The following is a 19868-nucleotide window of genomic DNA, read 5'->3' on the forward strand; positions in this document are numbered from 1 at the left end:
CGGTTTACGCAACCTATACCTTATACAGTCAACTTAGTAAGGAATGCACATGCAAGTTAAAACAATTAAAGAAGTGTACGATTGGACCGTTCTATTTCACACACAAATGGCGGCAAATTTTTACAGCGTTAAGGAGTTACTTGATGAACGTAACGCGATGCTAGTGGACTATTATTTAGATTATGAAAAAAAGTTAGCTGAAGACTTAGTTGGCTTTAAAGCAATTACAGAGATCAACACCTTAGATACTTACAGCTACGAATACTTTGCAGACAACCCCGAGTTAATTACGTTCAACGATATTAGCAAAGACCAAGAATTTGATGAAAAGGTGATTCAAAACTACCTCTCTGAGCAGCACAAAAAAGTAATCGAACTTTACGAGTACTTATTAGAGCGCGCTGAGACAGAAAACGGTAAAGAAAAGCTCGAGCAAATTTTAGAGCTTGAAAAGCAAGGCGTTAAGCAAATGATGCAAAGCTCAAACCGCCATATGGATATGTAAACCTGATAAAATAACTCGGTTGTTACCTTTATAGGTGAATACCTTTATAGGTAAAGCTTTAAACGCCCTTGGGTTTACCCCAAGGGCGCTTTATTATGTGTGCTTTACATGGGGCGTAAGTAAAGCAGCAAGCTCACTTTAAAAAGCGCGGGTCGCAGTTACTTTACTTTAGAACAAACTATGTCACAGGCTTTTAATAGCCTTATAAAATTAAACGCACTCAAACTGAATCCCTGCTTTTTTAAGATAGAGCTGCTCTTGCTCTAGGTCTGCTTGTAGCAATGTATGCTCTTGCAAATAGCTGTTACTAAACTTAATAAATAACCCTAAGTTGCTTGCGCTTATTTCCATATCCGGCTTTAAGCTCACTTGGCGCTTTTGATTAAATAAAATGGCTAAGCGTAAAATAACAATCAGTTTAAGCACATGCTTTTGAGAAATAGTTAAAAACTCTGGCAGCTCAGTCAGTTTAATTTTTTTACGATAAAAGCGTATAAGTGAGCTTAAAATAAGTTGCTCTTGCTGCGTAAAACCGGGTAATTGACTATTCGCCACTATATAAGCGCTGTGTTTGTTAATCCCCGATGAGTTAATTGATAAACCAATCTCGTGTAATTTTGCTGCCCACGTTAACAAAGCAATATCGTCGTTATTATCTAAATGCCATACATTTTTTAACTGTTTATAGAGCCAAATAGCCGTATCAGCAACACGCGCTGCATGCGCTTTATCAGCGGTGTAGCGCTCACTTAAATTATTAATGGTGTTTGAGCGAATATCTTTATCGGCCAGCTTTTGCTGCATTTCGTGCAGCAACCCTTCGCGCAACGAAAAATCGCTGTAGGTCAGCTCTTTAATGGCAAACTCTGTAAATATCGCAATTAAAATTGCTAAACCACCACATATACTTTGTTGGCGCTCGGGTGTAAGCCCTGCAATAGCTAAGTTATCAATATGTTTAGCACTAATAAATTGCTGTTTTAACGCGAGTAAATCGTCGTAAGTAATGTTAGGTTGCTGCGGATTTGTGGCGCTTATCATCGCTAATATTGACTTTATAGTGCCCGACGTGCCAATTACCGATTGCCAATTTTCGCTTACATAATTAGAAAAAATGGCTTCAAGCTCTTGCTCGGCTCTTATTTGCGCTTTGTTAAAGCGTTTGGCCGTTATTTTTCCATCGCTAAAAAACTGCTTTGTAAAGCTAACGCAGCCCATATTACGGCTAGATAAAAGCTTATGCTTGAAATGTTTACCTATTATAAGCTCGGTACTGCCACCACCAATATCGATCACTAAGCGGTTTTCTTCATTATGAACATAATGCGCAACGCCCTGATAAATAAGGCGCGCTTCTTCTTGACCTGCAATTACATCAATATGAAAAGGAAACACAGCGCTAGCTTGGGCTAAAAAGGCGTTAATATTTTTAGCGCGCCTAAAAGTGTAAGTGGCAGCTACCTTTACATTACTTGCGGGGAACTCATGTAAGGTTTTAGCAAATTGCTTTAGTACCACGAGGGCGCGGTCTATTGCAGCTTGGCTTAAGCGAAATTTATCATCTAGCCCATCGGCTAAATAAACGCGCTGTTTTTCTTTGTGCAAAATTTGCAAAGTGCCGTTTACTTCTCGGGCAACCACTAAATGAAAGCTGTTGGAGCCTAAATCAACTGCGGCTATTGAAGGGTGATCATTCATTATAATAAGTGTGTTCCCATTTTTTTAGATAATCGTAAATTGCTATCTGAGAGCGAATTTTTTTACGGTTACCCCTTCTTACATAAGCGTTTTTTTGCTCGCTATCAATAATGCGTGCTTTGGTACGGTCTTTAAATTGTAGCTCTAATATATCAACTATAAGGCGTTTTAACTTAACATCCAAAATAGGAACACCTACTTCAACACGATGATCTAGGTTACGTGTCATCCAATCAGCAGAAGATATAAATACTTTTTCATCGCCATTGTTACCAAATACCATTACGCGAGGATGCTCTAAAAAGCGATCAACAATACTAATTACCTTAATATTATCGCTAAGTTTAGGCACGCCAGGGATGAGCGAGCACATGCCACGTACAATAATTCTAATTTTAACGCCAATTTGACCAGCTAGGTAAAGCCTGTCTACCAGCTCTTTATCGACGAGGTTATTTATTTTTACTGTTATTTTGCCTGGTTTGTTGTTTTTAACATGGTCAATTTCGTTATTGATTAAATTAAGCAGCGTTTCACGGGCGTTAATTGGCGAAAGCATTAAGTAGTCAAATTTGAACGGTTTATAACTGCTTTCTATAAATCTAAATACGCTGTCGCTTTCTTCACAAATACCAGTGTGGCGAGTAAATAGGCTAAAGTCAGTGTAAATTTTGGCTGTTTTTTCATGGAAATTGCCTGTACCAATATGAGCATATTTTACTATTTGGCCTTTTTCTTTACGGTGCACCACACATAATTTGCTGTGCACTTTTAGCGCGGGTATACCAAAAATTACTTTAATACCTGCACTGCTTAGTACCTTTGCCCATTCAATATTATTTTGCTCGTCAAAACGTGCTTTTAGCTCAACCATAACGGTCACTAATTTACCGTTTTGAGCGGCATTAATTAACGATGAAATTAGCCTAGATTTGCTCGCTACACGATAAATATTAACCTTTATTTGTGTAACCTTAGGGTCGAAGGCCGCTTGGCGCACATATTCAAGCACATGATTAAAAGTATGATAGGGATAATACAGTAAAATATCTTGCTCGCTAATAGCGTCAAATACACTGGCATGTTTATTAAACGCACTACTTTGCAATGCTGGGAGAGGTTTGTTTTCTAAATATTGGCGCCCTACATTAGGAAACGATATAAAGTCTCTAAAATTACGATAACGCCCCCCAGGAATTAACGCATCATGATGCGTGACACCGAGGCGTTTTTTCATCACTTTTAGCATGTTTTCAGGCATGGCTTGATCGTAAACCAATCTTACCGGCTCAGCATAAATACGTTGTTTTAACCCTTTGGACATTTTATCAAGTAAGCCAGCCTCTAGCTCGTCGTCTAGGTTGTACTCTGCATCGCGAGTTAATTTTATTGCATAACCGGCAATGCTTTTATAAGAAAAAAAGCTACTAAATACATCGTTTAAAAAGTAAGTGATGACATCATCAAGCATTACAATGGTTTTATGGCGGCGGGTTTTTTCTGGAGGCAGGTTTATAAAGCGATCAACCCTGTCGGTGGGTACCTCAAGCATTGCGTAATAACTTTTTTCATCACTCATTTCTACAAATAAGTAGGTCATGGTGTCGTTTATATAGGTAGAGAAATCTTTGTTCTCGTTTAGCAAAATAGGAGAGGTATGTTGCAGAACGTGATCATGAAAGTAATTTTTTAACCAGTTTAAATGAAACTCACTGAGCTCATCAGGGCGACTAACATGAATGTTATGATGGTTTAAGTCGGTTAATACCTGCTGATGTATGTGGTTAAATTTTTTACCTAACTGCAGTACTTTTTTTTGTATCTCACTAAGCAGTATTTCGTCTTCTTCAAAATTAGCATCGGGGAGTTTATTTAATAAAATTCGGCGCTTTACATCAGCAACGCGTACTCTAAAAAATTCATCTAAATTATTAGAGAAAATGCCCAAAAAGCGCATGCGCTCAATAATCGGATTGTTTTTATCTTTAGCCTCTTGTAGTACACGCTCGTTGAATGACAGCCAGCTTAATTCTTTTGCAAAATATTCAGTTGTTTGAGGGGGTTCTATATGGGCATTCATATCTATTCCGTTATCAGGATATGTTTCAAATTTAATTTGGGGCTGTGCGTGCGCTTATGAGGTTTAAATGTAAAAAGCGATAAAAGTAGTAATAATCAGCCCTTTTTACTCAAACATACGCCAGTTAGATGACATAAAAATGACTACCATGTCATTTTTATGTCAACGGCGTTTGGGCTATGCCTCTTCAATATCTACAATTAAATCACTGGTAATCGATTCAAGTGCATCAATAACTTCTTCTTTATTCATACCACTGGGTAAGGTGACAGTCGCTACGGCACTAAAAATAGGCACTCCCCAATTTGGCGCACTTTGTTGCCTTGAGTTTAAGTGAGTAATGCTAGCGCCTTTGTGGCGTATTACACTTGCCAGCTCCTGCACAATGCCCGGGCGGTCATTGCCAGTAATGACAAAATTTATTTGTTCTTTGCTACTTGGCTCTACTTCTGTGTTGCCAGTCTCAATCCGCACGTCGAGTTTAGGTAAGGCATTTAATTCGTTTTGCAATGCTTCAAAGTGCTCTTGCGCTACTTCTACCTGAATAATACCGGCAAAGTGGCCTAGTAAGTGGCTTAAATTACTGCTCAGCCAGTTACCCTTGTTTTGCAAGATAACCGATGAAATACTTTCTACTAATCCGGGCCGGTCTTGCCCTAAAATGGTGATTACCAACTGCTTCATAAATAGCTCTCTCTAAGCCTGAAAATGTAAATGCGTAGGCATTAAGTGTTTATAACGTTTCTATCATTGTAGTGGGTAATATAAACGCATAAAAACTAATTGTTTATTATTACTTATTTGTGTCTTTATCGTTGAGTTTTTTTAACTTTAGCGCTGCGGTCTGGTTTCGTTATACATAGATTTAGTATTGTCTGCGTTAAATTGTTTGTCCAATAAAAGCACAAATTAGTTCCTTCAAGAACATAAATACACTCTGAATTTATTAACAATTTTATAGCATTTTTGATAATAAGTGTCATTTATGAACCATAACATTTATTTTTTTAATGCTTTGAGCGCTATGTACTTTATTTAACCATAAAAGTGTTAACAACTGATGCGCCATAAAAGCATAAATTTAGTCATCTCCAGCAGGGCAATAAAACGCGTTATTAAATAGCTAAATAAGCACTAATTTAGGGCGTTTATATTAAATATTTCCCCTTTTTTTGTATCGATTTATGTTGTGGCATATCAGTGAGTAACAATTTAGCAAGCGCTGTTAATAGAAAAAAGGACTGATTTTAAAGCATTTAGGCGGGTATTTATTACATCTGTAACATTACTGTCATCTTGATGAAATATAATTTGCGCAACGACAGAATTAAAGGGTGTTTTGATGACTTCCAATCCGAATAAGCCGACTTTAAATACGGATCGAAGCCGTCTATTTAAAGACCGGTTTGCAAAGTGGGGTATTTCCGCAGGCGGAGTAATGGTATTAATAGCATTGTTATTAATATTCTTTTACCTTCTTTATGTAGTACAACCAATTTTTGAATCAGCAAAAGTAGAAAAACGTAACAGTTTTAACGTTGCTAATGCTGAACAAATTGTGGGCTTAGGTGTTGAGGAGCAAACTGAGGTTGCTTTTTTACTCTCTCAGCAAGGAGAGGTAGATTTTTATAGTGTGCAAGATGGCAGCTTTGGTAAAAAGCTTAAAACATTAAGCGCCGAGCTACCTAGTGATGCATCAAGCTTTGCAAACAGTGCGCCGTTTCAGGGGCATTATGCGTTTGGTTTAGAAAATGGCTCAGTGGTGCTGGTAGCACCTAAGTTTTTAGTTACTTTTCCTAACAACGAAAGAAAGCTAACGCCACGTTTAGATTACCCACTTGGCAAAATGGCATTAGAAGTTGACGAGCAAGGTGCTGCCATTAAGCGTTTTGCATTTAGTCATTACGAAGATAAAACAGCCGTGGTTGCTTTAACCGAAGACAAACGCGTTTTATTTAGCAGCTTTGTTGCTGAAGAAAACATGTTTACCGGTGAAGTAGAATGGGTAGTTGAGCGCACTGAGCTTAATATTGAAGGCCGTGTTGATGAGCTTTTAATGTCGCCAGACACCACCCGCACATTTGTACGTTCGGCAAATCAAATTTATGTTTACGATACACGCTACCCAAGCGAAGTAGAGCAAATTCAGCTGCTTTCGGCTAACGAAGAAAGTGCTAACTTAGTGTCTGCGCAGCTACTTGCTGGTGCTAACTCACTCATGCTTGCAAACGATAACGGTGAAGTATCGCAGTGGTTTGAAGTAAATACAGACAGCGGCCGTGAGTATCAAAAAATTCGCTCGTTTGAAACAACTAAACAAAGCAAGCTGAACATTTTTACCGAGTTTTATCGTCGAACTTTCTTCACTACGAGCAGTAACGGTGAGTTAGGTGTGTATTACACCACAAGTGAGGCAAAACTTTGGCAAGGTAAAGTAAGTGATGGCGAGATTAAAAACTTTGCTATAGCTCCGCGCTCAAATGCCGCCCTTATTTTAGCCGATAACCAACTAACCGTATTAGAAATTCATAATGAGCACCCAGAGGTTACCTGGTCTGCACTTTGGCAAGAAGTGTGGTACGAAGGTTACCCTGAGCCTGGTTATATTTGGCAATCTACATCGGCAAGTGATGACTTTGAGTCTAAATTTTCTTTGGTTCCTATTTCATTTGGTACGTTAAAAGCAGCGCTTTACGCCATGCTATTTGCAGTACCCATTGCGCTTTCTGCCGCTATTTACACCGCTTACTTTATGTCGAGCGAGCTGCGTAAAGTGGTAAAGCCAACGGTAGAAATTATGGAAGCCCTCCCGACTGTAATATTAGGCTTTTTAGCAGGCCTGTGGTTAGCGCCACTTATAGAAGAGCACCTACCTGCTATTGTCGGCTTACTGATTTTATTACCGTTAGGTGTGCTAGCAACAGCACTCGGTTGGACTAAGTTACCAGCGAGTATTCGCCATAAAATCCCTGAAGGGTCGCACTCTATTTTACTTATTCCGGTTGTTCTATTAATTGGTTGGTTCTCGTTCGCGATGAGCGAAACAGTAGAGCTTTGGATGTTTGACGGAAATGTACGTCAATACCTAACCAACGAGCTGGGTATGACGTTTGACCAACGTAATTCATTAGTGGTGGGTATTGCGATGGGCTTTGCCGTTATTCCTACTATATTCTCGATTGCAGAAGATGCCGTATTTAGTGTTCCTAAACACTTATCAAATGGCTCACTAGCACTTGGTGCTACGCAGTGGCAAACGCTCGTACGTGTTGTACTACTTACAGCAAGCCCAGGTATTTTCTCTGCCGTGATGATGGGACTTGGCCGTGCGGTAGGCGAAACCATGATTGTATTAATGGCAACAGGTAATACGCCAATTATGGATTGGAGTATTTTCCAAGGTATGCGTACGCTTGCAGCAAACATTGCAGTAGAAATGCCTGAATCAGAAGTAGGCAGCTCGCACTATAGAATATTATTCTTAGCAGCATTTGTACTATTCATATTCACCTTTATTTTCAACACAGTGGCTGAGTTTGTTCGTCAGCAACTGCGTGAAAAATACAGCTCAATGTAAGTGGAGAGACACGACATGGTAAAGCAGTGGTTTAAGTCTGGTTCTCCTTGGATTTGGATGACAGGTGGTGCGGTAAGTATCAGCTTAATTTCAGTTCTCGGTTTATTAGCAATGATAGCTTGGAAGGGATTAAGCTTTTTCTGGCCATCAGAGGTAGTTCAATTTGAGCTAGAAGGGTCTATTTCAAAACAAACCATAATTGGTGAAGTTTACGACCGAGAACTTGTGCCTACAGCGCGTTTAGCTGCAACAGGTATTGATGTATCAGATTTTAATAAAGACGAAGTTGAGCGTTTACTTATAAAAACAGGTAACCGCGAATATGTAGATTTAGATTTTCGTTGGATATTAGAAACCGATATTACTGAGCAAAGTACACCGGCTACGCTTGCTGTATTTGAGCGCAGTAAAAACGGTAACTTTTATGGCTACATAGAAGGTGTAATTAAAGATGGAAAGCCGGTTACTGGCGATAAAATCGAAACCTTACATGAGCTAGTAGAGCGTGCGGTTGATTTAAACGATGAAGCGCTTGATTTACAAAATGGCGACATTGGTCATATCAACTACGAATTAGAGCGTCTTCGCTTACAAGAAAAAGCGTACCTACTTGATGACGAACTAACCGATGAGCGTGTTGCTGAGCTTGCTCAAGCACGTGCCGAGTTACGTAACGAATATGCCGTACTTGAAAAAGAGTTATTTGCACTGCGTAAAAAAGCCAAGCGTGACCAAGTTTTAGTTAAGGACATGCGTGGTGAAGTAGTCACCATTCCACTGTATCAAGTGCTTGATGTTTGGTTGCCTAACGACATGGGCTTTTTCTCAAAATTAGGTCATTACTTTGTACAACTGGGTAAGTTTGTATCAGACGACCCACGTGAAGCAAACACCGAAGGCGGCGTATTCCCTGCTATATTCGGTACAGTATTTATGGTAATGCTGATGGCCGTTATTGTGACCCCATTTGGTGTTGTAGCTGCAATTTACTTACATGAATACGCAGCTAAAAATGCAGTAACTAAGATGATTCGTATTGCGGTAATTAACCTTGCCGGTGTACCGTCTATTGTTTACGGTGTATTTGGCTTAGGCTTTTTTGTTTACATGTTAGGTGGTAGCCTTGACCAACTGTTTTACCCAGAAGCTGCGCCTACGCCAGTATTTGGTACGCCGGGTGTTATGTGGTCCGCGCTTACATTAGCTATTCTTACATTACCGGTTGTTATTGTATCAACCGAGGAAGGTTTATCGCGTATTCCTAGTACAGTGCGTGATGGTTCATTAGCGCTTGGTGCAACCAAAGTTGAAACCTTATGGCGTATTATTATTCCTATGGCAAGCCCAGCAATTATGACAGGTTTAATACTTGCAGTTGCTCGAGCGGCCGGTGAAGTTGCGCCGTTAATGCTCGTAGGTGTTGTAAAAATGGCCCCTACGTTACCACTTGATGGCAACTTCCCTTATTTTCACTTAGATAGAAAGTTCATGCACTTAGGCTTTCATATTTATGATGTGGGCTTTCAAAGCCCGAATGTTGAAGCGGCACGCCCGCTGGTATACGCAACGGCCTTCTTATTAGTGTCGGTGATTATTACCCTCAACATAACAGCGATAGGCATACGTAACCATTTACGTGAAAAATTCAGATCGCTTGAACACTAATTAGTAAAGAATTATAGGTAACAAACATGATTACAGTCGCTCCACAAGTAAACCAAGCTAACAAAAGCTTGAAGTTAGACTTAGAAAACTTAACTGATGACCAAAAAGCGTTAGAGATTAAGGACCTTGATCTTTACTATGGTGAAAAGCAAGCGCTTAGCAAAGTAAATATGAATATCCCGAAAGGCCAAGTTACAGCGTTTATCGGTCCGTCGGGTTGTGGTAAATCAACGCTATTGCGTTGTATTAACCGCATGAACGATTTAGTTGATGTGTGTCGTATTGAAGGTGAAATATTGCTTCATGGCCAAAATATTTACGATAAAAGTGTAGATGTAGCCGCGCTTCGTCGTAACGTGGGTATGGTGTTTCAGCGTCCTAACCCATTTCCTAAATCAATTTATGAAAATGTGGTTTATGGCCTACGCTTACAAGGTATTAAAGAAAAGCGTAAGCTAGATGAAGTGGTAGAACAATCACTTCGCGGTGCAGCCTTATGGGATGAAGTAAAAGACAGATTACACGATAGCGCATTTGGTCTATCGGGTGGTCAGCAACAGCGTTTAGTTATTGCCCGTTCAATTGCGATTGAACCTGAAGTACTATTACTTGATGAACCAACATCGGCACTTGACCCAATTTCTACTTTGGTTATTGAAGAGCTAATTAACGATTTAAAGAACAAATTTACCGTTGTTATTGTGACACATAACATGCAACAAGCAGCGCGTGTATCTGATCAAACGGCCTTTATGTACATGGGCGAGTTGATTGAATACTCGGACACAAATACCTTATTTACAACGCCAAGCAAAAAGAAAACGGAAGACTACATTACAGGCCGTTACGGCTAGTCGTATACGTTTTAGTGTTGTAAACGAATTTAAGAGAAGGTAATTATGGAACATAATATAAATAAGCATATTTCTGGGCGCTTTAACCAAGAGCTAGAAAATGTTCGTAACCATGTACTTAACATGGGTGGCCTAGTTGAGCAGCAGCTAAGCAGTGCATTAGATGCAGTAAGTCGCAATGATGCTGAACTGGCACAAAAAGTACGCCAGAACGATTACAAAGTAAATGCGATGGAAGTTAGCATTGATGATGAATGTACGCGCATTATTGCTCGTCGTCAGCCTGCTGCGAGCGATTTACGCTTAGTAATTGCTATTGCAAAAACGATTGCCGATTTAGAACGCATTGGCGATGAAGCAGAGCGCATTGCTAAAGTGGCTTTGGATTCATTTACTAAAGATCAGCAAGATTTATTAGTAAATATTGAAAACATGGGTCGCCAAGTTTTAAAAATGCTACACGATGTACTTGATGCGTTTGCGCGCATGGATGTACAACGTGCCTTTGAAGTACATAAAGAAGATGCAAAAGTTGACCGTGAATATGAAGCAATCACGCGTCAAATTATGACTTACATGATGGAAGACCCACGTTCAATTCCTAAAATTATGGATTTAGTATGGTCTGTACGTTCATTAGAGCGTATTGGCGACCGTTGCCAAAATATTGCGGAATACATTATTTATTTTGTTAACGGTAAAGATATTCGTCATACATCTCAAGAAGATATAGAAAAATCGTTGTAGGTTTTTATCTATCATTCTTTTTTTTTGAAGCGGCTTAGTGCCGCTTTATGCATTGTTAGCCATGATGAAATAATAAAAAGCGTTCACAATCGCGGCTAATACTGTAAAATTCATGCTGCAAAGCATATCAATTTGATTAAAGGGTCAGTTATGCCTACAAACGCGTTTTTAGGAGTATTTGCAAAATCTCCTATCAAACCAATGGAAGAACACATCAAGAAGGTTCATCAAGCAAGTAAAGCCTTGATACCTTTTTTTAATCACGTATTTAAAGAAGAGTGGGAGCAAGCAGAAGAGCTTCGCTTAACTATTCGTAATTTAGAGCGTGAAGCTGATGATATGAAAAGAGATATACGCTTACAATTACCGCGTGGTTTATTCATGCCGGTAGAGCGTACAGATCTGCTCGAACTCGTAACTCAACAAGATAAAATAGCAAATAAGGCTAAAGACATTGCAGGGCGCGTAATTGGCCGTGAAATGACAATTCCTAGTGCTATGCAAGCAGACTTTTTAGCTTATCTAACACGTTGTGTTGATGCGACTAAACAAGCATCAAAAGCAATTAATGAGTTAGAAGAATTGTTAGAAACGGGCTTTAAAGGTCGCGAGGTGACTTTAGTAGAAAAAATGCTCGTAGAATTGGATGCCATAGAACAAGACACGGATGAAATGCAAATTAAAGTACGCCGCCAACTACGCGATGTAGAAAGCGAGCTAAACCCAATTGATGTTATGTTTTTATACAAAATAATTGAATGGGTTGGCGAACTTGCAGATATTGCAGAGCGCGTAGGATCACGTCTTGAGCTGATGCTAGCTCGTTAATTTATAAAAATCAGTTCAAACGAAAGATTAAGGTTACACAATGGATATCATTGCATCTTACGGCACGGTATTAGTTTTAATTGCCGCAGCAGTCGGCTTTTTTATGGCTTATGGTATTGGCGCGAACGACGTTGCTAATGCGATGGGTACTTCGGTAGGTTCAAAAGCGTTAACAATTAAACAAGCAATTATTATTGCTATGATTTTTGAATTTGCTGGTGCTTACTTAGCAGGTGGTGAGGTTACATCAACAATCCGTAAAGGTATTATTGATGCTGCTCCTTTTGCTGCTCTCCCTGATTTAATGGTTTTAGGTATGATCTCTGCACTTTTTGCAGCAGGTACTTGGCTATTAATTGCCTCATTTTTAGGTTGGCCTGTTTCAACAACTCACTCAATTATTGGTGCAATCATTGGTTTTGCATTAGTTGCAGTGGGTACAGAGGCTATTCAATGGAATAAAGTAGGTGGTATTGTAGGTAGCTGGATTATTACACCTGCTATTTCGGGCTTTATTGCTTACTTAATCTTTATGAGTGCGCAAAAGCTTATTTTTGATACTGATGCACCGCTTAAAAACGCAAAACGCTTTGTACCTTTGTACATGGGTTTAGCGGGCTTTATTATGGCGCTAGTAACAATCAAAAAAGGCTTAAAGCATATAGGTATTAACCTAGGCGCTACTGAAGGTTATTTAATTGCAATAGCGATTGCTGTGATTGTAGCTATTATTGGTAAAATTGCGATTTCACGTTTAAATATCGACCCTAAAGCCGATAAACAAATGCAATTTAATAACGTAGAAAAAGTATTTGCGGTATTAATGGTATTAACAGCGTGTTGTATGGCGTTTGCGCATGGCTCAAACGATGTAGCGAATGCAATTGGTCCACTTGCTGCGGTTGTGAACATTGTTGAAAGCAACGGTGAAATTGCTAAAAAAGCGGCTATTGCTTGGTGGATTTTACCACTAGGTGGTTTTGGTATTGTTGCCGGTCTTGCTATTTTAGGTAAAAAGGTAATTAAAACGATAGGTGAAGGTATTACTCACTTAACGCCTAGCCGTGGTTTTGCTGCTGAATTAGCTGCTGCGTCTACCGTTGTTATTGCATCAGGTACAGGTATGCCAATTTCTACTACACAAACCTTAGTTGGTGCGGTATTAGGTGTAGGTATGGCACGTGGTATTGGTGCACTTAACATGGGTGTTATCAGAAACATTGTAGTTTCTTGGGTAATTACATTGCCAGTTGGCGCTGCCCTTGCTATTGTTATTTTCTACGTACTAAGAACCGCGTTTGGGGTTTAACAAAAAAGTACTCAAAGACTTTTAGCTTGAAAAGATCTCAACGCCCTAGGTGTTGGGGTCTTTTTATTTGTGGAAAGAAAAAATGACCAACCTACCAAGTATTAAACAGCTACAGTATTTATTAGCTGTACATCAGCACCAGCATTTTGGCCGTGCAGCAAGTGCGTGCTTTATTGGGCAATCTACTTTAAGCAGTGCAATTCAAAACCTTGAAGAAACACTCGGTTGTCAGCTAATTGAGCGAGAAAATCGCAGCCTTATGTTTACCAGTATTGGTGAAGAGGTCGTTGAGCGCTCTCGTAAAATTATTAACGATACAATTAGTTTAAAAGAGCTAACCAAAAGCTTTTTAACGCCACTCAGTGGTAAGTTAGTGGTAGGGGTTATACCCACTATCGCCAGCTTTATAGCGGCGCCTTTGTATCACTTTTGTAAGCAAACCTTTTGTGATTTAGAGTTGGTACTTGTTGAAGATACCAGCGACAAGTTATTAGATAAGCTTGAACACGGCCATATTGATTTAGCCTTATTAGCCTTACCGTACCAAACGGAGAAGTTTCATACTCAAGTATTGGCTAAAGATCACTTTAGTTTAGTGCACCATAAAGATTACAGCCCTGCTAAAGGCGTTGAAGACTTTAACTTGCTACCCGATGCTAGTGTGTTTTTATTAGAGCGAGAGCATTGTATGACGGGGCATGCATTGAGTGCGTGTCATCTAAACCGCTCAAGCTGTATTAACCCTTTTGAAGCTGCAAGCTTACATACCTTATTAAGCATGGTAGAGCATCAGTTAGGGGTTACATTTTTACCGCAAATGGCGATTAATGCGGGCATTCTTAAAGATAAAAACATGATAGCAACCCCATCGCAAGGCGATGCCTACAGAGATATAGGCATACTGTGGCGTAAAACCACAGGAAGAATTCGCGACTTTAAGTTATTCAGCCAACAGCTAGAAGTGTTTTTAGCTCGCCAATGTAGCTTAGACTTTGAGAGTTAAGCCTATTTACCTTTAAGGTTAAAATGCAGCAGTAATATGTTGTTTTAGGTAAACAGGGTTTGTGCAGTGTGGTTATTGGTCACTATTAAGCACTCGCGTAGCATAAACAAAACAGCAGCCTATAAGGGCTGCTGTTTGCTATGTGTTTGGCTTTCAAAGGGTTCGAGTTCGGGTAGGAAAAGCAAGTAAATCCAAACCACTACATTAAAATACGGGAGTAGGCCTAAAGTAGCAAATACGCCTACTGGGTAGCGCTTTAGCTGCGCGTACCGATAGCACTGATACGCAATTACACAATGTATTACGAGAAGTAAAATAATCAACTGCGCCATACCTTCCTCCTTAAACCTGACAAGCTTTAACCTCTATGTAATTGCTAGTCATGTATGCTTATAGGTAATGTCATGTTTTTATTGTTAAATCATCAAAATAACAAGACATTTACTAAGTGGTACGTAAAGTATAGGCAATAAGTGTAATAATGATAGTAATAAAATGCTTAAAACTGTTTAAAAATGTTTAGCTGGCGCTAGTGTGTTGTTGGATAAAAGGTTTCTTCTGGTAAATAATTTTAAGCGTCGATTGTACTTTTTCTACAGGCACAGGACGGGCAATAAAATAGCCTTGTCCGTAGTCAACACCAATCTCTTTTAATGCAAAAAATATCTCTTCGCTTTCTACGTATTCTGCCACAGAGCGCTTATCAAGGGAGCGGCTTATATCGTTAATGGCCTTAACCAGTGCTAAGTCGATGGGGTCGTTAATCATGTCGCGTACAAACGAGCCATCTATTTTTACATGTTGTGCAGGTAACTGTTTTAAATAGTTAAATGTGCTAAAGCCTGTACCAAAGTCATCAATAGAAAAATGACAGCCTAAACTGTTTAGCTTTTCTATCATTTTACGGGTGGCTTTTAAATTGTTAACTGAGGCCGACTCGGTGATTTCAAAAATAATACGCGAAGGCGGTACGTGATATTTTTCTAGGCTCGATTCTATATGTGGCAATAAGCGCTCATCTAAAAACGATTGAGCAGAAAGGTTAATAGCCACTTGATTTAAATCTGGGTGTTCAGCCACGCTAGCAATGGCATTGCGAATAACACATTGGTCCATTAAAAAGGTGTCGTTTAGCAGCTCAAGAGAGGGAATAAATTGATTAGGGAAAATAAGTTTATCGTCTACTTTTAAACGCAGTAACGCTTCAAAATAAGCCACTTTATTGGCTTTAAAGTCCCATATTGGCTGATAGTGCAGCTCTACGTTATCTTGCTGAAGTGCTTGTCGAATCTCATGCCCCCACTCAAGCCCTGTTTGCAAGGTGTTATTTTGCGCATCTTCTTTTGAGTAGCAGTGGACTAGGTTACGGCCTAAACTTTTAGCAATATATAAGGCTATATCGGCTTGCTTGAGGCACTCACTCGGGTCGCAATTTTTAGCTGTTATTTGCGTTAAGCCAATAGAGCAGCTAATTGAATACACTTGGTCTTCAGATTTAAACTCGTGCTGTTCAATCGCGCTACAAATACTCTCTGCAATTAGGTGAGCGTCAAGCAGCTGCGTATTTTTTAAAATAACAGCAAATTCGTCACCGCCTATTCTACACACTAAATGTTTAGCGCTAATGTTTGCTTCAAATAATTGAGCTACATCTTTTAGTACAATGTCGCCTTGTTGGTGGCCTTTGCTGTCGTTAATTATTTTAAAATGATCTAAATCGATGTAAATAAGCGCGTGCTCTACATCACCATAAGTGTGCTTGGTTTGGCATATTTTATTGAGTTGTTGATCAAAATAATAACGATTATGTAAACCTGTTAGCGTATCGTGCAGGGCCAAGTGGCGCAGCTTTAATTCAGCTTGTTTACGCTCGTGTATGTTGTCGATTGTGGCAGTAATGGTGGCATTATTACGGCTGTTTTTTATTAACTGTAAGCGGCATTCCACCCAAATCTGATTGCCATTTTTATGATTAAGTTGAATCTCGACTTGCTGCTGGTGCATGCCGCCATTAAGAATATCGTTAATGGTCGTATTTAGTTTTACTTGGCATTCATCAGAGCAATAATCGATTAATGATTTTTGCAAAGACGATTTAACCCCAAAGCCACTTAGTGTTTCCCAAGCAGGATTGATAAAGCGAATTTTACCTTGTTGGTCGAGCTCTAAAACCACCGTATTTAAATGCAGCAAAATACGTTGGTGCGCCGAAAACAGCTCTTTGTAGCGTACTTCGCTAATACTTAACTGTTCAACCTTTTGGGCAAACTCAGCATAACTAACCATAAAGTCTTCACGGCGCGCAGCATGGTCACATACTTTATTTAAAAACGACGGGTCGTATGGCGCTCTTATAAAGTCGGTAACGCCGGATAGCAGCAGCTGCTCTGCATAGTCGGCATCGTTATTATCAATAATAGTTACAATGGCTTGTTTAGGGTTATGTTGCAGTATTTCTTCGACTAAAACACTTGAAGTATCTGCGCGCGACGCGGTTGCATCAAGCAGTACAATAGCAAATTGTTGTTGGTTGTAAGCATTTAAAGCACTTTGGCTTGAGGTGACATGGGTAATGGCAAAATTGAGCTTAAGTTGCTCCGCTATTTCATCGGCTTTTTGCGCTATTGGCTCAAGCAAGAGTAAATTAAGGCGGCTGCTTTTTTCTAAATGCGTAGACAGAACATTGGCCAGCACCTGCGGCAGCATATCTTGGTGCTCAAAAGGCAGTACGGCATCTATGCCATAACTACGAGCGGTGGTTTCTGCTATACGCTCACAGTAAATAGGCGGAATAAGTAAAATTGGGGTGTTTTTTGGGGTGTTAAGTAAGCCTGAGCGGATCATGCGAGAAAAACGCCAGCCATCTATTTTCCCCACGCTCAAGCCCGTAATAATCATGTTTACTGGCTGCTTTTTTAACAGGGTGAGTGCATCTAGGCTATCTGCGGCTTCAATAAATTCAAATACGTTTAAGTACTCTAAAGTGGCGCGTATAGTGCGGCGTTCTTCGCTACTTGCGTTTAGAATGAGCAACTTCAGCTTATCTGCCACTTTTTTATAACCCCAAAACTAAACCATCATTATTAAGGACAGTAAGAATAATGATATTTACCAATAAGAACAAGATTATTTAAAGTAGTTACTCAAATGTATCTAAAATAGGGCGAATCCTCTCAACTGTGGTAGATATCTTGAGCTTAGCCGAGGATAGATATACACTTGGCGCGATTTTAATGATGTGGAATACCGACTATGCGCGTGGCTGACTTTAGCTTTGACTTACCTGATGAATTAATTGCTCGTTTTCCTAAACAAGACAGAACCAGTAGCCGTTTACTAACCCTAGATGGTCCAACTGGCAACGTTGAACACAAAGTGTTTAGCGACCTACTTGATTTAGTAAACGAAGGTGACTTATTAGTATTTAATAATACCCGCGTTATTCCTGCCCGTATGTTTGGCCAAAAAGCCTCTGGCGGTAAAGTCGAAGTACTTGTAGAGCGTGTAGTTGATGAACACCGCGTACTTGCCCATGTAAGAGCAAGTAAGTCGTTAAAGCCTGGTAACGAAGTTATTTTAGAAGGCAAAGCCAAAGCGACAATGATTGCGCGTCACGATACGTTATTTGAGCTTGAATTTGATCGCAGCCAAAATGTACTCGATATTCTAAACGACATTGGCCACATGCCTTTACCTCCTTACATTGACCGCCCAGACACCGAAGCTGACCGCGAGCGTTATCAAACCGTTTATGGCGAAAAGCCCGGTGCAGTAGCAGCGCCTACAGCAGGGCTGCATTTTGACGATAAGCTAATGGCGGCATTAAAACAAAAAGGCGTAAACATGGCGTTTGTTACGCTACATGTGGGCGCAGGTACGTTTCAGCCGGTGCGTGTAGAAAGCGTAGATGAGCATGTCATGCACTCTGAATACATTGAAGTACCTGATGAGGTGGTTCACGCTGTTGCTAATACAAAAGCTAACGGTGGGCGTGTTATAGCTGTGGGAACTACTTCTGTACGCTCGCTGGAGTCGGCAGCAAAAGTACACGGCGGTAAATTAGAGAGCTATTTTGGCGATACCGATATTTTTATTTTTCCGGGTTATCAGTTTAATGTAGTTGATGCCATGGTGACTAACTTTCACTTGCCAGAATCAACCCTCATAATGCTAGTAAGTGCCTTTAGCGGCCAAGATAACATTATGGGCGCGTACAACACGGCTATAGAACAAAAGTACCGCTTTTTTAGCTACGGCGATGCGATGTTTTTAACACGTAAATAAGCACGTTTTTATCCGGTACCGTTTTTAAAAGCCCAGCTCGCACGCTGGGTTTTTATTTGCCTGCGCTAATACGCAGTGAATTTAGCGCAGCTAATAGTAATAACGGGGCAAAAAGGGTAGAATCGAGCGGTTAAATTATAGCTTGTTGGACTGTTTTTCCGACATTGAGGATGATATGAAATTTGAATTAGACCGCACCGACGGAAAAGCGCGCCGCGGCCGCTTGATTTTTGACCGTGGTGTAATAGAAACGCCTGCATTTATGCCAGTAGGTACTTACGGTACTGTTAAGGGCATGACCCCAGATGAAGTTAAAGCCACAGGGGCACAAATTTGTTTGGGTAACACCTTTCATTTAATGCTACGTCCAGGTACTGAAATCATTAAACAACACGGTGATTTACACGACTTTATGAATTGGGACTTTCCAATTTTAACCGACTCAGGTGGTTTCCAAGTATTTAGCCTTGGTGCTATGCGTAAAATTACCGAAGAAGGCGTGTTGTTCCAATCGCCGGTAAATGGTGACCAAATTATGATGTCGCCTGAAAAATCAATGGAAGTACAGCGTGATTTAGGCTCAGACATCGTCATGATTTTTGACGAATGTACGCCATACCCTGCCACCGAAAAAGAAGCAAAAGACTCAATGGAGTTATCGCTTCGTTGGGCTAAGCGCTCTAAAGAAGGCCACGGCGATAACCCATCAGCCTTATTTGGTATTATTCAAGGTGGTATGTACCCAGAGTTACGTGCACAATCACAAAAAGGCCTAGAAGAAATTGGCTTTGATGGTTACGCATTAGGCGGCCTATCGGTTGGTGAGCCTAAAAACGAAATGATGAATATTCTTGATCATTGTGCGTACAAAATGCCAGAAGACAAACCGCGCTACTTAATGGGTGTAGGTAAACCTGAAGACTTAGTTGAGTCTGTACGCCGTGGTATTGATATGTTTGACTGTGTAATGCCTACCCGTAATGCACGTAATGGTCATTTATTTATTACCACAGGTACAATTAAAATTCGTAACGCAGTACATAAAACAGATACTGGCCCACTTGATCCTGAGTGTGATTGTCATACCTGTAAAAACTATTCGCGTGCTTATTTGCATCACCTTGATAAATGTAACGAAATTTTAGGCGCACGACTAAACACAATCCATAACTTACGTTACTATCAACGTGTTATGGAAGGCCTACGCAATGCAATTAGCGAAGGTAAACTAGAAGAATTTGTTAGTGATTTTTATGCTCGCCGTGGCCAAGACGTGCCAGAGCTTGCAGATATAAATTAAAATTTAAAAATATAGAGG

Annotated in this window: 15 protein-coding genes; 10 read left to right on the forward strand and 5 right to left on the reverse strand. The window is 40.0% G+C overall.

Annotated features, from left to right (window positions below):
• Positions 1-49 precede the first annotated feature (49 nt).
• Positions 50-505, forward strand: coding sequence for a hypothetical protein (locus tag NQT65_RS13355; protein ID WP_004587628.1), 456 nt, complete (start codon positions 50-52; stop codon positions 503-505).
• 210 nt (positions 506-715) lie between these two features.
• Here the strand turns inward: NQT65_RS13355 and ppx are convergent, their stop codons facing one another.
• The 3 genes from ppx to NQT65_RS13370 form a co-directional block, all read right to left on the reverse strand.
• The gene (ppx, locus tag NQT65_RS13360; RefSeq protein WP_126008341.1) at positions 716-2203 is read right to left on the reverse strand and encodes an exopolyphosphatase; all 1488 of its coding nucleotides are present in this window, start codon (positions 2201-2203) and stop codon (positions 716-718) included.
• A complete protein-coding gene (gene ppk1 / locus NQT65_RS13365) occupies positions 2196-4283 on the reverse strand; it encodes a polyphosphate kinase 1 (protein WP_004587626.1) in 2088 nt (695 codons plus the stop codon). Before ppk1 ends, ppx begins: the two co-directional genes overlap by 8 nt.
• A 177-nt stretch (positions 4284-4460) precedes the next feature.
• Complete coding sequence (locus NQT65_RS13370; RefSeq protein ID WP_004587625.1) at positions 4461-4967, reverse strand: glycine cleavage system transcriptional repressor; 507 nt, start codon at positions 4965-4967, stop codon at positions 4461-4463.
• Between the two features lie 658 nt (positions 4968-5625).
• Between NQT65_RS13370 and NQT65_RS13375 the strand changes: the two genes are divergently transcribed.
• The 7 genes from NQT65_RS13375 (at position 5626) to NQT65_RS13405 (ending at position 14266) form a co-directional block, all read left to right on the forward strand.
• On the forward strand, positions 5626-7860 hold the full coding sequence (locus tag NQT65_RS13375; protein ID WP_138685570.1) for an ABC transporter permease subunit: 2235 nt from the start codon (positions 5626-5628) through the stop codon (positions 7858-7860).
• Between the two features lie 15 nt (positions 7861-7875).
• On the forward strand, positions 7876-9525 hold the full coding sequence (gene pstA / locus NQT65_RS13380; protein ID WP_004587623.1) for a phosphate ABC transporter permease PstA: 1650 nt from the start codon (positions 7876-7878) through the stop codon (positions 9523-9525).
• A gap of 26 nt (positions 9526-9551) precedes the next feature.
• Positions 9552-10379 (forward strand): phosphate ABC transporter ATP-binding protein PstB, encoded by an 828-nt coding sequence (gene pstB / locus NQT65_RS13385; protein WP_004587622.1) that lies wholly within the window; start codon positions 9552-9554, stop codon positions 10377-10379.
• Between the two features lie 45 nt (positions 10380-10424).
• Complete coding sequence (gene phoU / locus NQT65_RS13390; protein WP_004587621.1) at positions 10425-11126, forward strand: phosphate signaling complex protein PhoU; 702 nt, start codon at positions 10425-10427, stop codon at positions 11124-11126.
• Between the two features lie 150 nt (positions 11127-11276).
• Complete coding sequence (locus NQT65_RS13395) at positions 11277-11954, forward strand: TIGR00153 family protein (RefSeq protein ID WP_126008337.1); 678 nt, start codon at positions 11277-11279, stop codon at positions 11952-11954.
• Between the two features lie 40 nt (positions 11955-11994).
• A complete protein-coding gene (locus NQT65_RS13400) occupies positions 11995-13263 on the forward strand; it encodes an inorganic phosphate transporter (protein WP_126008334.1) in 1269 nt (422 codons plus the stop codon).
• 82 nt (positions 13264-13345) lie between these two features.
• Positions 13346-14266 carry a hydrogen peroxide-inducible genes activator gene (locus NQT65_RS13405; protein ID WP_004587618.1) on the forward strand — a complete coding sequence of 307 codons (921 nt, stop codon included), beginning with the start codon at positions 13346-13348 and terminating at the stop codon, positions 14264-14266.
• 119 nt (positions 14267-14385) lie between these two features.
• Here NQT65_RS13405 and NQT65_RS13410 read toward each other — a convergent pair whose 3' ends face one another.
• Together NQT65_RS13410 and NQT65_RS13415 are read right to left on the reverse strand one after the other, a co-directional pair.
• Positions 14386-14598 carry a hypothetical protein gene (locus NQT65_RS13410; protein WP_256851372.1) on the reverse strand — a complete coding sequence of 71 codons (213 nt, stop codon included), beginning with the start codon at positions 14596-14598 and terminating at the stop codon, positions 14386-14388.
• A 187-nt stretch (positions 14599-14785) separates the two neighbouring features.
• Entirely contained in the window at positions 14786-17317 is a 2532-nt protein-coding gene (locus tag NQT65_RS13415; RefSeq protein WP_024031437.1) for an EAL domain-containing protein, read from the reverse strand.
• A gap of 201 nt (positions 17318-17518) precedes the next feature.
• Between NQT65_RS13415 and queA the strand changes: the two genes are divergently transcribed.
• Complete coding sequence (gene queA, locus NQT65_RS13420) at positions 17519-18550, forward strand: tRNA preQ1(34) S-adenosylmethionine ribosyltransferase-isomerase QueA (protein ID WP_004587615.1); 1032 nt, start codon at positions 17519-17521, stop codon at positions 18548-18550.
• A 175-nt stretch (positions 18551-18725) separates the two neighbouring features.
• Entirely contained in the window at positions 18726-19850 is a 1125-nt protein-coding gene (gene tgt, locus NQT65_RS13425) for a tRNA guanosine(34) transglycosylase Tgt (RefSeq protein WP_004587614.1), read from the forward strand.
• Positions 19851-19868: the final 18 nt, after the last annotated feature.

It is taken from the genome of Pseudoalteromonas agarivorans, from assembly GCF_024518735.1.
Lineage (GTDB): Bacteria > Pseudomonadota > Gammaproteobacteria > Enterobacterales > Alteromonadaceae > Pseudoalteromonas > Pseudoalteromonas atlantica.